Annotated in this window: 10 protein-coding genes; 6 read left to right on the top strand and 4 right to left on the bottom strand. The window is 48.6% G+C overall.

Features of this window, described 5'->3' with window-relative positions:
* Positions 1-72: 72 nt before the first annotated feature.
* The gene (locus tag HQL65_07275; protein ID MBF0136025.1) at positions 73-1320 is read left to right on the top strand and encodes a nucleoside:proton symporter; all 1248 of its coding nucleotides are present in this window, start codon (positions 73-75) and stop codon (positions 1318-1320) included.
* Between the two features lie 158 nt (positions 1321-1478).
* Here the strand turns inward: HQL65_07275 and HQL65_07280 are convergent, their stop codons facing one another.
* The 3 genes from HQL65_07280 to HQL65_07290 all read right to left on the bottom strand — a co-directional run bounded on the left by HQL65_07280 (position 1479) and on the right by HQL65_07290 (position 7000).
* On the bottom strand, positions 1479-4469 hold the full coding sequence (locus HQL65_07280; GenBank protein MBF0136026.1) for a metallophosphoesterase: 2991 nt from the start codon (positions 4467-4469) through the stop codon (positions 1479-1481).
* Between the two features lie 35 nt (positions 4470-4504).
* A complete protein-coding gene (locus tag HQL65_07285; protein MBF0136027.1) occupies positions 4505-5149 on the bottom strand; it encodes a hypothetical protein in 645 nt (214 codons plus the stop codon).
* Between the two features lie 339 nt (positions 5150-5488).
* The gene (locus tag HQL65_07290; protein ID MBF0136028.1) at positions 5489-7000 is read right to left on the bottom strand and encodes a hypothetical protein; all 1512 of its coding nucleotides are present in this window, start codon (positions 6998-7000) and stop codon (positions 5489-5491) included.
* Positions 7001-8197: 1197 nt separating this feature from the next.
* Between HQL65_07290 and HQL65_07295 the strand changes: the two genes are divergently transcribed.
* The gene (locus HQL65_07295; protein MBF0136029.1) at positions 8198-8431 is read left to right on the top strand and encodes a toxin-antitoxin system HicB family antitoxin; all 234 of its coding nucleotides are present in this window, start codon (positions 8198-8200) and stop codon (positions 8429-8431) included.
* A 42-nt stretch (positions 8432-8473) separates the two neighbouring features.
* Here the strand turns inward: HQL65_07295 and HQL65_07300 are convergent, their stop codons facing one another.
* On the bottom strand, positions 8474-10039 hold the full coding sequence (locus HQL65_07300; GenBank protein ID MBF0136030.1) for a hypothetical protein: 1566 nt from the start codon (positions 10037-10039) through the stop codon (positions 8474-8476).
* Positions 10040-10236: 197 nt separating this feature from the next.
* Here HQL65_07300 and HQL65_07305 point away from each other — a divergent pair, with 197 nt between their 5' ends.
* The 4 genes from HQL65_07305 (at position 10237) to HQL65_07320 (ending at position 14599) form a co-directional block, all read left to right on the top strand.
* The gene (locus HQL65_07305) at positions 10237-12129 is read left to right on the top strand and encodes a hypothetical protein (protein MBF0136031.1); all 1893 of its coding nucleotides are present in this window, start codon (positions 10237-10239) and stop codon (positions 12127-12129) included.
* Positions 12130-12204: 75 nt separating this feature from the next.
* Positions 12205-12915 carry a class I SAM-dependent methyltransferase gene (locus tag HQL65_07310; protein ID MBF0136032.1) on the top strand — a complete coding sequence of 237 codons (711 nt, stop codon included), beginning with the start codon at positions 12205-12207 and terminating at the stop codon, positions 12913-12915.
* Positions 12916-13029: 114 nt separating this feature from the next.
* The gene (locus HQL65_07315; protein MBF0136033.1) at positions 13030-14016 is read left to right on the top strand and encodes a glycosyltransferase family 2 protein; all 987 of its coding nucleotides are present in this window, start codon (positions 13030-13032) and stop codon (positions 14014-14016) included.
* A 13-nt stretch (positions 14017-14029) separates the two neighbouring features.
* Positions 14030-14599 carry a chorismate lyase gene (locus tag HQL65_07320; GenBank protein ID MBF0136034.1) on the top strand — a complete coding sequence of 190 codons (570 nt, stop codon included), beginning with the start codon at positions 14030-14032 and terminating at the stop codon, positions 14597-14599.
* Positions 14600-14633: the final 34 nt, after the last annotated feature.

The following is a 14633-nucleotide window of genomic DNA, read 5'->3' on the forward strand; positions in this document are numbered from 1 at the left end:
CCCGCCAGGGGGAAGGGCGCAGCCCTTCCCCCTGGACCCCCATCCCAGTCTTTCAAACGTTCTTTATCTGCCATGAACCTGCACAGTCTGCTGGGCCTGTTCGCCCTGGTCCTGATCACCTGGATCCTGTCGGAACAACGCCGGAAGGTTTCCTGGCGCATCGTGGTCTCGGGAGTCGCTTTGCAGATCGGCATCGCCTGGCTGCTGCTCGCCTTGCCGACCTTGCAGGGGTTTTTTCTGGCCCTCAACAACGCCCTCTCCGCACTCCAGGATGCCACCCAGACCGGAACCACCTTCGTCTTCGGCTATCTGGGCGGCGGCGCAGCCCCTTTCAAAATGGACCAGCCGCAAAACAGCTTCATCCTGGCCTTTCGTGCCCTCCCCCTGGTCCTCGTGATCAGTGCCATCTCCGCCCTGCTGTTCCACTGGCGCATTCTGCCCCTGGTGGTCAAACTCTTTTCACACCTGTTGCAACGCGCCATGGGCGTGGGCGGTGCCCTCGGATTCGGAGCGGCAGCCAATATTTTTCTGGGCATGGTGGAGGCCCCCCTCCTCGTCAAACCCTATCTGGAGCGGATGTCCCGCAGCGAACTGTTCGCCCTCATGACCTCCGGCATGGCGACCATCGCCGGCACCATGATGGCCCTGTATGCCGGCATCCTCGGACCAATCCTGCCCAACGCCATGGGGCACATTCTCATCGCCTCCCTCATCAGCGCCCCGGCAGCCATCATGACCGCCCTCATCCTGATTCCCGAGACCGAATCCACCACCACCCAAGGCGAATATGTCCCCCCGAACCAGGACGCCTCAGCCATGGATGCCGTCACCCGAGGCGTCGCCGAAGGGATACAACTCCTGATCAACATTATCGCCATGCTTGTGGTCCTGGTGGCCCTTGTGGCCCTGACCAATCGTCTTCTGGGCGGTCTCCTGCCGGACGTGGCCGGCCTCCCCCTGACCCTCGAACGTCTGCTGGGCTGGTTCATGGCCCCGGTCGTGTGGCTCATGGGCATTCCCTGGAGCGAGGCCCCGGCTGCCGGCATGCTCATGGGCACCAAAACCATCCTGAACGAGTTCATCGCCTACCTCAATCTCGCCCAAATGCCCCCGGAAACCCTCTCGCCCCGCAGTCGCCTCATCATGACCTACGCCCTGTGCGGCTTCGCCAACCTGGGCAGCCTGGGCATCATGATCGGCGGCATGGGAGCCATGGTCCCTTCCCGCCGCGACCAGATCGCCGCCCTGGGCATGCGCTCCATCCTCGCCGGCACCCTCGCCACCCTCATGACCGGGGCCGTCGTGGGGATTTTGCAATGAGGATCGAAAGAACGAGTAAATTCAGAATTATTGACCGGGATCAAAGCACAAGCATCTCCGTCTTTTTCGAAGAAACTCGCGAAGTATATCGGCTAAATTTAATATTATTACGTAATCACAATGCGTCCTTACCTATAGTATGATTCTTTCGGAGAATTCTAAAATGGCCTACCACCCTGACCGCCAACATGGATGAAGGAAGAGTCGAAATCTCTAAAATAGCGCCGAAAACGTTCCCCCTCAGGAATTTTTTGACCAGATATTCCCTGAATCTCCTGTACAACATTTCGCGGTGTGTATTTACAGTTTGCGTGAGAAGGTGGAATATATAATTTCTGACTGGCAGTGACATACCATTCATTGGCTGCAAACGGATAAGCATAATACGGGTAAGCAGGACCATCTATTAAAACAACTTTATATATTTCTTCTTTATTCCAACAATGATGAACGATACGATGGTTACCATCACAAACCAAAAATTCATTATTAACAGAATTTTCTTTATTTACTTCTCGAGTCTGGGTGCTTTCAATGACGGGTGGTAATACAGATAATAATTTCACGGAATTGACCATTTCTACGATCAGATACCCTTCCAAATTCTTAATGTCAAAACCAAGCGCATCCAGTTCGCTAGACAGCCTCTCAACCCGTTTTAAACCATCAATGAGAACATAACGCTGAATCGGTCGTAATAAACCAAGTTTATTCTTTAGTTCCTTATCACTGAATACAACAATATTGTCTTTTTCTCGTTTAAGATAAGCATGGCTAATACTACTGCCTAAGTATGGCTGCGAACCGTTTAAATCCATTTTTTTATTTAATTTCACTAACTCCAAACCTTTACTAAGATTTTGCGGATAACAGTTAATTTTTTCCTTTACCTCATCGCTAACATCTGGACAATTTTTATCAAATGTCATATTAGCAACCACTCGTTTAACGAGTTTTCCTTCATTGTTCAGGTTAAGCTCACCAAGACATACCGTATTATGATAATAATCCCGATCTCCAATTCGAATATTTTCTGGTCCACGCATGTTATTCAAGCACGTTTCAACCCAACACATGACATCAGCATTTCGTGCCACGATTGCAGGACAATTCCGCCACTCGTTCAGTGGAAACCAGACAATACCCCGATGTAGTGTAGGTTTGCCACGGCTTATTTCTCCTTCCCAGCGAAGCGCTCCTTTATTTAATGTTGACACATCTACGGTATGAATTCTATTCAGAATCTTGAAAAAACTTCGCTTATCCCCATCGCGATGGTCTGCTGCAAAATAGTCCAGGGTAGTGAGGGTATATTCGTACTTTCTAGGAATGCCATCCGTAGGGCTGAACCTTACAAAAGATTCATTTGCCACAAAACGCCGTTGCTTTGCAATATCCAAAATAGCATCCGAATTCAATTCCTTGAGCTTATTATCCAGTTCTTTCATAAGCTTTTCTTCATCTACATACAGGTATGGATTAACATTACTCCTTGGATCGGTGGCTGCAATCATGTCCATCTTGATGCGATAGAGAAACTCCCGTATTTCGTGCGCCTTAAAGGCTGGCATTAATAAAGTATCCCATGCACTAAAATCAGACATGCGAAGTGGGAAATGGTTATTAAGAAGAATGTCGTATCTGTTATTGCTTCTAACGTATCTTACCAGGAGAAGTAGAGAATAACTACTTGTTGGTCCTGGATGCGACTCAGGTAAAAGAGGAAAATTAATAGGTGCCTGTTCTTTGGAAAATAATTGCCCCAAACAATTATCTTGTTTGGAATTACTCCAAAACGCTTCAGGCAATGAACAACACTGCACGTATCCAAATTGTTTCCATACACTTTCTGACAAATTTTTGAACTTATTTACTGCGCTTTTGTCTCGCGATGTTTCCACCTTAGCCAATAAATCGACTGGTCTCCCACTTGGCAAATTTTCCCCGTCCAACCATGCATGGATTTCACGATACAAACGCATTTCTCCTGGAGAAATGCGCGATGCAGAAACCATGGGAATGCTTTTTGGTCTGTCAGCTTTAGATGATTTCTTGAGAAATTCAATCCGCATCCCACCCGCCAAGAGATCAAGTTGAAGCAGTACACCGTTATTATCATTTTCTTTGGACGGGGGGCAAGAAATTATTTGGAGCATGTTACGCCGACTGCCAAGCATATCAAACGGATGGTAAGAGACATTCTGTAACGCATTCAGGTGACGATGCCCATGTAGGACCAAAGAGACCTGATAATCTTGAAGTTGCTCAATAACCCACTGTGTATCAACTAGAAATGTTAACTCTTTTTTATCGTAAGTTCGCTGAAAATTGGCGCTGGCATCAACCGGGAGCAAATGATAATGAAAAACTGTAATAATGTAGAGCGGTCGATCAGTAATAACTTCTGTTAACCACTTAAGCATATTTTTCGCCATCTCGATTTGACTTCTATTAACCCAACCAACGCTGGGTGAATCAGGTTCTTCACCTTGATTGTACTCAAAATGATTCGAGTCAAAACCAACGATAGCAACTACACCATTCATACGGCTGGTTAATGTCAATGATGGACAATTTACCATTTTATACTTTTCATCTTCCATTAGATCAACTTTTAAAAAACGACTGGCAAATCGATTAATGTAACAACTAATCCGTGGCGGTATCATTTTACCGCTTGATATCATGCTAGATTCTCGAAAACGTAATAAATCGTGATTTCCTGGCACAACCAGTACAGATTTCCTGATTCCATCCAAATTCTTAGCTACGTTATCAATAAGTTTCTCAATAAATGCAACACATTTCCCAAATGAATCATGATATTTATTTTCAACCATCATATTTAAGTCTATTTTTTCAGTCCTCTTTTTCATCTCTATCTTGGAGGATTCAATAAGTGATTTCCCGTACAGAAAATCTCCGCTGAACACGACCTGATCTAGTTTTCCCCATTTAAGCTCTTTGACTTTTTGATTAACGCTTTCCGAAAGCTCTTTAAGAACTGCTTCTTGCTCAATAATCGTCGGATCAAGGTGCAAATCGCTTAACTGCAAAATATTAATCTTATTTTCATTGGTGTCAGCTTCGCAATCAATTTGAAGTTTTATAAGATTCTTAACTGTAACTGAATCATCATAAATAAACATGGCTTTACTCCAAAATAAAACGACTTGTTAAAGAATCAGGCTTTCAAAATTATTGGATTTGTTTGCTTACGCTGTTTTTGAATTCCATCAAAAATCGCGTTAAAATCCCGAAATAATGCTTTGTACTGTTTTGGGTCCCGATATTCTTTTTTTACAAAGCCTTCAGGAAGTTCGTTAAGTTCCAAAACCTCATCCCATCCCTTTTCTAAAGCATAGGCATAGTAAGGATAATCCAATGGAACGTCATGGGCTAGCACTACATTTATTCTCTTGCGTAAACGCATAGCGACATAAATCCTGTGCATGCCGTCGTTAATTAAAGGAATAGTTCGCCCATCAGGCTCATGAGACATTTCTACCATTGGCGGAGTCAAGGGTATAGGCCCATCTTCACAATTGTGTATTTCTGGATTTTTCATCCAGAAAAAAAGCCCACCCTCAAGATTAAAAATATCTACACCTTGTGCCATAAAACCATTATGAAGTGCGTGCAATCGCTCGAAATCTTCCCGCAGCACATACTTTTGAGCAGGAAAAAGATTCCTCGGATCTATTTGACGCACCAATTCGAGACGAGCATGCTCATAAATAAGAGGTTGACCATAACCACACAACCGAGTTTTTGCAAATCTCTTCAGTAAATCAGCTTCGTTGATATGTTCTATACGGGTAATAACCATCATATTCTCCAATCTGTCTGCGAGAAAACAAACTCAACAAACAATTTTATACACAAGCACATATCAGGCAATGCTAGAAAGAACTGGATAGCCCAAAAATTGACTAGATATATTAACTATAACAACAAACATGATAGTATGCTTCTCATTTCGTTTCAAATAGATATGGAAAAATCATCATTAAAGTTTATGCGCTAATTTTAAATTGTTTAGAAAAAGCCGTTAATTTCTTCTTCTATTCATGTTAATTGACAAACCAGCAATCTTAATTACACGTTTGTCTGGTCAAAATTCTAGTCCGAAAACCAGGCAAAGCCAATATCAAAAAAGTTCCTCTTCTTACCCTTTCCGACGACGCAAATCCTTATTCAAACGCGCCTCGGCTTGAGCTAATTCTCGACCCAAATAAAGAGCATGGTCAATGCGGGAAATAGCAACATCTGTTACCAACTGCCGTTCAAGTTCCTCAGCGCTAGTGCCGGTATAGGTATGCAGACGCATACCCTCGTATTGGTGTTCCACAATGATTTGCTCTGCTTTAGTGTCCACCGAGATAAAAAAATCTCCGTGAGGATCTCGAATAATATTTGTTACTTCCGACGCTCCTCCTGCTTCCGATGATTGATAAGCACTTACTACTTTGGCCCGTTCCAGTCCGCCTCCTTGGGGGTTAACACTGATAGAGTGACTGATAACCGTAAGTGGTCCAGGTTTCATCCCCACACCTTCGGTGACAAAACGCTGGACCGCAATGAGACCATAAATATTTTTCAGCCAACCGTCCAGAGCATTGTGGGTGCGAAAAATAGCGGTCAAAGTCAACCGCTGCTCAAAGCAACGAAAATAAAGAGAAACAAGACAAGGATGTCCCTTGGAGTCGGAAAGCACATCCCGTCCAGTATCCCAGAGGGCTACATATGCATGCCGAGACTCTGGATCAGATCTAAGCTTATTCACTGTCCAAGACAACGTATCAGAAGAATACCCGTTCGTTGCGTTCCCGAAGTAAGTGCGTAACCGGTGACCATAGCCATAATACTGATCTTGAGGTAGTTCAGGGGAGAGGATGGAACTCTGATAGCGGGTGAATTCCTCTGGAGTAAAACCATATTTTAACAAGACCTCCGGCTCCTCTTCATGAGGTTGTTTAATTACTACCTTCATATTAAGCAGCTCAATGCGATCCCCTTTATTTATTCTTCGATTGCGGTAACCGAATCGGTAGAGATGGTAAATCAAGGCTTTCCACGCTTGTATGGGAGTTTCCGCTACAATGTTGTGACCTTGAGGATCGGAGGGAAAACGAGGCACTTCGGAAATTGACATACTGGGGATCAGCACGTTACGGCGATCTGGCCTGTTTCCCTTTTCCGGTGGAGACAGATTGGCAAAATAGCTCACCAATCCAGCTTTAGCGTTTGGCGCACCTGGTTCACCCAAATCGGTAATCATCAGTCGTCCACCAAAGTCCTCCGGAACAACACCTCCGTCTAGTTTCTGGTTGGTACCAACAATCTGGTGGACGGACACTCCCAGTAACTCAGTAATCTCCAGACCATGTTGGAAAAAACCTGTCAGTGCAGGGCGGGAGGATCCCAAGTCAACTCCAAACAACACCAAGTAACAAATTTGCGGATTATAGAGCAAATTGCGTAACAGTTCAGGCAAACCATTACCGTACAGAGTGCCAAAAGCAGCGACGCGGGACGTAGATCGATCAAGATTAACGCCTGCATTTTCAAAATGTTTCCTGACTACAGACAAAGGAGACCACAAGGTGACCACACCCACATCCCCTTGACGGTTAACGACGTCAAGTTTATTCTCAAAATAAAGAGGAATAAAATCCATTATTTACCACCTTACAAACAACCACATGCGATCATGAACAACTGGCTGTCCGATTTGCTTTGTATTCAATGGTACTCTCCAGATTTCATCTTTGAGTGATGAGTCCCCTGCAAAAAACCAAACCAGCCATTTCCACAAAACACGAGCCTCTTGAAATCAAGCCATTGCCAACCCGATTTTGACCCATCTTCAACTTTTTGCAAGGGACTCATAGACACGTCTTTGGAGGATCAGGAGATCCAAACATTACCCGCGTCACAATGCTAAATCCTTGTTCCGCATCGACAACAAACATAAGAATCTTCTTTATTTTACAACAACATAATGCGGTGTATCTTCTCCGCAAGTATAACACCCCATCCAAAAAATGGGAGTATGTTGACTTATGGAACTATGTTTTTCTCTCCAATACTGCTCTTCTTGATCCCTTTTTATTTCTTCATCTCTATTCACTTCAATCTCCTCTCAATTAATAACATCACAACATACCCCAAGAAGATTCATTCCCTCATCGTTCATGGACCGACTGAATCGCAGGGAACTCGATTTTATCGCCAACCAGTCTCTAGAAATGGTAATCCAGAAAGCATTGAATAGCAAGCATTTTATGTTACAATTTTTTATTACATTATAATCATTTAATATCATTTAACTGGCACGTCAATATTGGAAACCAAGGCTAGGCAATAAAAATGGCTCCTCCGCAACATACGATGTTAAAATCAGATGAATTATCAATATGTTATTTCTGGGTTGCGATCGCAAAATAAACAATATTTGACGGCGTAACATACATTAATTATATTTAATAATGAAAATAAATACCATTAATTAGACGTTTTTATGTAAGAATATATTTTATCGTCATAGGCAATCCTGCTTGGTGGACCAACCCTGCTGATTTGACATGCTGAAATTTTCGGTGGTGTCCATTAGTGACCTGACCGATGGCTTTGAAAGATTTTGAAAAACAACATGGTAGAACAAAACTGGGTATTCCTCCCTGGCCCGGAAAGATACCAACCTCATGTTTCTTTCTGATGGCACATGCTCTATCATTTCCGTTATGATCATCGTGATTGATACAAGCGTCTTTGTCTGGGCACTGCTGAGCGCAGATGGTGCCAACCGGGAGGTGTGTCGAAGATGCCTCTTGGGCCAGTTCCAGCCAGCAGAATTGATTCAAAGGAGTTCATGATGGGAACCCTGACAATCCGTATTCCCGACGCCAAACATCAGCGGCTCAAGGAACTGGCCCGGCAACAGAACGTAAGCCTCGACAAGCTGATTGATGAACTCTCGACAGTGGCGTTGACCCAGTTCGATGCAGAAATCCGGTTTCAAACCATGGCTGCCCGGGGTTCAGTCACGAAAGGTTTGACGATCCTGGACCGCATGGATCAGGCCTTTCTGCAAAAACAGGTGGATTGAGACTGACGGAAAGCCGGAGTTTCGCAAGGCAGCCATCCGGTTTCAACCGTTTTGATCAGGCCACTTCCAGAGTCCCAGATGGCCGCCATGACCGGGATGCCCATCCGGTATGCTCCGCACGGGAGGGGGCAAGGAAAAAGGGGGGGCGGTCAAATCAATCTTGCGCCAATGCCCCACTGGAATGTCGGTATTGGCCACCCCGGGAAAGGTGGTGGCGAGAAGATAGGCCGTGCCACTGGCCCGGAATTGCGCCAAAGCCGCCTGGACAAGGGCATTGGGCAGATGGGTCATGGTATTCCGGCAAAGCAACAAATCCCCAAGAGGCAGAGTATCCTGGGTGATGTCGGCTGTATTGAAAAAATGGTTCTTGCGCATGCCGTACAGAATGCGATTGTTGGTGATCAGATCCTCAACGAGGTCAAACCCCAGATAGAGTTGCAGGCTGCCGGTGACGGCTTCCAGCCAGCGCACATCCCCACAACCGGCATCCACCAGAAGACGCACATTCAATTGACGCCAAAGGGTTGCCAAAGCGTCGCGCAGGGTGGCCGTGACCTGGGGAGCGGAACCGGAGCCGCTGCGGGTTTCCGGAGCCTGCCATTGATTGTGCTGATAGATGCGGGTAAAGCAGTGCCGCATGGTGACGGCTTCAGGTCGGGTGGAAGGGGGGTGCGGAAACCAGGCATCCATGGCACGCACGCCAATATGGCGTTTGCTAAAATCGACATCGGCAAAGGTTTCATACTCCGCCAGGGTCCGTACCTTGCCCAGACCATACCGTTCCAAATGCTGGATGGCCTCCGGGTCAGTACTCTCCTGGACACCCAGCACATGTTGCAGACGGGCCGTGGTCCGCTGGTTGAGCCGGGTCCAGTCGGCATGGTCATCCCAATGGCGATGTCGGCGGCGTTCGGTCCCATAATCGTGATACACGAGAATGTCATTGGGGGTGAACAGGTCATACCCCCAGGTCCAGAGCCGGACCGAAAGATTGATCTCCTCGCCATGGAAATAGAGAAACGGATCGTAAGGGACATCCCGAACCAGAGATGCCGGACCAAACAAAAATCCCGCCCCGATGAAGGGAGACGGCAGGGGCCGGACCGGTCGCTGTTCCAAAGGGGTCATCTTGGCAATGGGAATCAGGGTGCCATTGTCATCGAAACGCCCGGCCTTCATGACCGGCAGACCGTTGCGCAGCAATTGGTCAGGAGGATGAAAAGCATTGGGATGGGTGGAAAGGATGGCGCGTTCCACTGCCAAGCCACGCCACATGGCCAGCAACCGCTCGTCCCAGCCGGGATCAAACCGGCAATGGCTGTCGATCTGGAAATAAAACGGCTCGCCGTCCCAGAATTTTTTTTGAATCCGATGCCGCGCCCAGCAGACGCCGAGACTTTTGCCCGCATCGACCACCTCGCCCCGTATGTACCGCTGCCAACGCCCGGGTATCTGCGTGAAGGTCGCATCGTCGTCCGGAGCAACCTGCCACAAGACACCCACCCGGATCCGCTGCGGCTGTGCCGCCTTGGCAAACAGATCGGTCAGGGTCTGCACACAGTCAACATCCCGATAACTGGCGATGGAAACAAAAATGTCGGGATCCATTCAGAATATGCCTTCAAGGGACAACATCAGCCGGCATTGCCTGCACGGGAGGGGTAGGGTGAAAAGATATCGAAGAAATGGCTCTCAATTCAAGATAAAAACGATTTGGTTGTCATCCGGGGCAACGCGGTATACCATGCCCGGCACACACTCAACAGTAGAGGATTGAATCTCTGGAGCAGAACAAGGTGGCTCAGGTGATCCGTGACGCAAACTCCATGAAAAACTCCGAACGTCTGATCCTGGCCGCCTGTGCCCTGCCCCTGATCCTGCTGCTCGTCATACAAAGCCTGCCGCCGGAAAATGCCTATGCCATCGTGCAGGATTTTCTGGACAGTTTTCTGCCCTACTATGTTCTGCGGGCCAGATTGCCGGGACTCTTCCTCGATCCCAACTACATGGTGCCAGACCTGGCCGGAGGTATGCCGTTCAATGCCCTGGCCATGGGTGACTTCCATATCGCCTACAATCTGTACCACCTGTTCGACCCCTTTACCGCCTTCGTCGTGGAACGTTTCCTCGTGCATGGCGTGGCCTTCTTGGGCATGCTGCTCCTGCTGCGGGATCATCTCATCCCCCGGGGAGAGGCTTTCAATGCCTTCATTGTGGGCATTGTGGCGTTTTCCTTTGCCGTGATTCCCCACTCCATGACCCGGAGCGGCACCGTAGTCTACCTCCCCCTGCTGGCCTGGTCCGCCCTGAACATGTGGCGTGAGCGCCCAGGGATCTGGAACTGGATCGTCATAGGCATCTACCCCTTTTTTTCAGCCCTGGCCTGGGGAGGGTTCATGGCCTGCGGCTGGCTGCTGGCCGGTACCCTGCTTGGCATTGCCACGCACCACCCCGCCCGCCACCGGTTGGCCTGGGCCACCCTGTTCCTTACCCTCCTCTCCGTGGTGGCTGAATTCCGGCTTTTCTACCATTGGTTTTTTCCAGGATATTCGTATACCTCCTTCCGGATTGCGTTCCGGATCGAAGGCATCTTCGACGCCCCCACCCGGATTCAATGGAGCAAGGTGCTGTCCGTCTTTCTCAACCATTTTTTCATTGGTCTGAAAACACGGCATTTTTCCTACCATTTTCCCTGGGTGTTCGTCGGTCTGGCCATGGCCGCTGGTACCTGGATTGTCTCCAGACAAAAAATCGCGGCAAGAGGAAAAATACTCGGAGCGGTGCTGGCTTTGCTCGTTGCGATCAGCTTTCTCTTCGCCGTCTTTGACAGCGAACAATTTCTGATGAAATGGTTCAAGCTGCCCCTGGATCTGAAACGCCTGGACACAATCTCGCCCACACTCTGGTGGATCGTCTTTGCCCTGAGCATCCTCTCCATCCGGGAAACAGCCCGGCAGCTCGCCTGGCCCCATGTGGATAAAATCCTGGCCGGTTTTCTGGTGGTGGTGGCTCTCCATACCCTGCTGCAATTTTCCGGCATCAAGGAGGCCATCAAGGATGATCTGGGCATCTCCCAGGAGATGGGCTTCCGGGCCGTCTTCGTCAAAGCCACGCTCGGCAACCGGACACTGCTCAAGGGCACGGAAGACAGCCACGTGACCCTCGGCAAATTTCTGGGCACCGAAGTGTATCAGTCGGAAAATCCCCTCATCCTGTACGACCGTGGCACCATGCGGCTGCGCGACTATTTCATGCTGGATATTTTCAAACAAATCAACCCGCTCATCCAGGCACGCTTTCCGGGTGGCAAACAGGCCACAAAAATATTGACCATCGGTATTCCACCCTCCATTGCCCTCTTCCATGGCTATCCCATCCTGGGTGGCGTATTTTACGACTTTCCGCGCGCCTATTATGACGAGTTTGAAAAAATTCATGCCCGGGAAAAAGCCAAGGATCACCTCGACAGGAGAATTGAATCCCATGTCTATGCCTACGTGGCCAAAGCCAGCCGCAACCTGGCCGAGGTTTCATTGGATTATGACATGAGCCAGTTTGTGCGCATGGGGGGGCGCGTGGTCCTCTCCCGCTTCAAACTCGCCAATCCCCAAACCCTCCTTTTGGAGCCTGCCGGCCAATTCGGTCCCGTCCATCTGTACTTTCTGAAAGAGGGTCCTGACTGCCAGCCCTGCCCTTGAACCGTTTACAACAGAGAAAATAAAATGGGAATCAGTTATCTGTACTCTCGGACCTTTCACAGCAAATATAAAAATTTGACCGCGATCAATGACTATTTCTTGAACAAGGGAGGACCGCTCCGGTTCAAGAATCTTATCCTGGACAAGATTCAGGGGCTGGAAATCGAGTTTCCGCTCGACAAGACCTTTCTTGAACCCCACAATCCTTTGACCAATATTTTGACCGTCATGTTCTGGATCACGGAACGCCAAAAGCCGATTTTTCGCTACCTGGACCGAAAGCTTCCGAACAGTTTTCTGGAAATTGCCTGCGGATTCGGGGTCAGTCCCTGGCTTTTGAATCACCATATTCCGAACGTGGTGGGCCTGGACAAAAATCCCCTGGCCATTTCCACCGCCAAAAAACTGTTTCCCGGGGTCAACTATGTGTGCGCCAATGCCCTGGAATATCTCCGGTCACAGCCCGATCTGCACTTTGACATCATCTTCGACGCCTATGGACCGACGCATCCCAAGGATACCCCGGAACTCTTTGCGGAAGTCCTGAAACATTGTGATTATTTCATCAAGCTCGGTTGCCGGCCAACCCGGGATTACGGCTTCAAGGGGTATCTGCGCGGCGATTACAAGGTCCCGGGTTACCATCTTTCCTTCAACACAACCATCCACGGCCAGGGCATGCATGGCATGGCCCCTGGGTATTTGCGACACTATTTATCCTGGGCCTATCTGAGAGAGCTTATACACTGTGTCAATGAACGGAAAGTCTACTATATTCCGTTTTGAGGCCTTGATCATCGAATCGGCCATAGAGTCTCTGCCGATGGCCGAAAAAATGATCATCGCCCGTTTTGAATTCTGGCTGCATGAATCTTTCTGGAAAAAATACGGAGTGTGCGCATGAGTGAACACCCTGATGCCTCGGCCATTGACCTCAGCCTGATCATTCCGGTTTATAACGAAGAAGAAAATGTTGGCAAACTGGCCGAGGAAATTCTCGCGGTTGCCAGAGATATTGGCAGATCCTTTGAAATCATCTTTATCGATGACGGCTCAAGCGATGGTACCGTCCAGAATCTTCTCCGTCTTGAAGAGTCGATCCCGGAGCTGAAACTGATCCGCCTGGCCAGAAACTACGGCCAATCCACGGCCTTGCAGGCCGGATTTGACCACGCCCAGGGTGACATCATCGTCACCATGGATGGTGATTTGCAAAATGACCCACGAGATATTCCCATTTTATTGAATCATCTTGAATCCGAAAATGTCGATGTAGTCTCCGGCTGGAGAAAAGTGCGCAAGGATCCCCTCCTGGGGGTCTTTTTTTCCCAGGTTGCCAATCGCATCATCTCCAAAAAGACCGGCATCCATTTGAACGATTATGGCTGCTCCCTCAAGGTCTATCGCCATGAAGTGCTGTCCCGCTTGCGGGTGTATGGCGAGTTGCACCGTTTCCTGCCCGCCCTGCTCAGTGCGGTCGGCGCGGAAATTCGTGAACTCCCGGTCAATCACCGTCCCAGGATTCATGGCAAATCCAAATACAGTCTGGACAAAATATTCCGGGTTGTGCTTGATCTTCTGCTGATCAATTTTTTGCGTAAATATATACAAAGACCCATCCAGTTTTTTGGCCGGATCGGCTTTTATATCGGTGGGACCGGTTTCCTGATCTCTTCATACCTGGTCATTCTCAAACTCGTCTTCGGGCAGAACATTGGCGAACGCCCTCTGCTTCTCCTGGGAGTCATCATGGTTCTCATGGGAATCATGCTCATTGCCCATGGATTATTGGGAGAGCTTATTATTCGCATCATGCATGAAAAAGAAGGTATTTCACAGTATGAATTGAAATCCACCAAAAAATTCAGAAAAAGAAAATTGCAATAGCGGCACCATGGGCATGATCTCTTCACTGCAAATCCTCGAAACATGGCAGGATTGTGCAACCCTGGCAGCCAAGAGCGCCGCTTTTTCTGCCCTGAATGTGGCGTTTCGGAATGCCCTGACCTGTACAGGCTCATTGACCCGCCATTTGGAATCGGCCCTGGGAGAGCCGCTCCGGGTACGTCTGGAACAACAATCACTTCGCCAGGAGTGGCAGGATGACCCGATCCTCTGGAATGGCTCGCACCACCTGCCGACCGGAGAGGAAATTCTGGTCCGCGATGCCTGGTTGAGCATCAGGCAACAAGATGTGATCTTTGCCCACTCGGAAATGGTGCTGGCTGGCCTCGCCCCGGAACTGCGTACCGCCGTGGATCAGGGTGCCGAACCCTTGGGTCTTTTGTTCCAGGGACAGGCAGGAGATGTCAGACGACAACGCCTGGAACTTGCGCGTGCCCTGGTACCGGAATTGGCCCGGCGCACCGGTCTGCCCGTGGATCAGATCTTTTGGTGCCGACGCTCCCTGTTCATGGCCGGCAATGTATTGCGGGCACGCATTCTGGAGCTGTTCATCAAATGGGAGTGATTGGCGGCAACGGGAAAAGAAATTTTATTCTGCC

The sequence above is a fragment of the Magnetococcales bacterium genome (genome assembly GCA_015228935.1).
Classification (GTDB): Bacteria; Pseudomonadota; Magnetococcia; order Magnetococcales; family DC0425bin3; genus HA3dbin3.

What these genes read in the sequence shown, in the direction of transcription:
- HQL65_07300 (MBF0136030.1), bottom strand. Translation starts at nt 10,039, where the DNA reads ATGGATCCCGACATTTTTGTTTCCATCGCCAGTTATCGGGATGTTGAC.
- HQL65_07285 (MBF0136027.1), bottom strand. Translation starts at nt 5,149, where the DNA reads ATGGTTATTACCCGTATAGAACATATCAACGAAGCTGATTTACTGAAG.
- HQL65_07275 (MBF0136025.1), top strand. Translation starts at nt 73, where the DNA reads ATGAACCTGCACAGTCTGCTGGGCCTGTTCGCCCTGGTCCTGATCACC.
- HQL65_07315 (MBF0136033.1), top strand. Translation starts at nt 13,030, where the DNA reads ATGAGTGAACACCCTGATGCCTCGGCCATTGACCTCAGCCTGATCATT.
- HQL65_07295 (MBF0136029.1), top strand. Translation starts at nt 8,198, where the DNA reads ATGGGAACCCTGACAATCCGTATTCCCGACGCCAAACATCAGCGGCTC.
- HQL65_07290 (MBF0136028.1), bottom strand. Translation starts at nt 7,000, where the DNA reads ATGGATTTTATTCCTCTTTATTTTGAGAATAAACTTGACGTCGTTAAC.
- HQL65_07320 (MBF0136034.1), top strand. Translation starts at nt 14,030, where the DNA reads ATGATCTCTTCACTGCAAATCCTCGAAACATGGCAGGATTGTGCAACC.
- HQL65_07280 (MBF0136026.1), bottom strand. Translation starts at nt 4,469, where the DNA reads ATGTTTATTTATGATGATTCAGTTACAGTTAAGAATCTTATAAAACTT.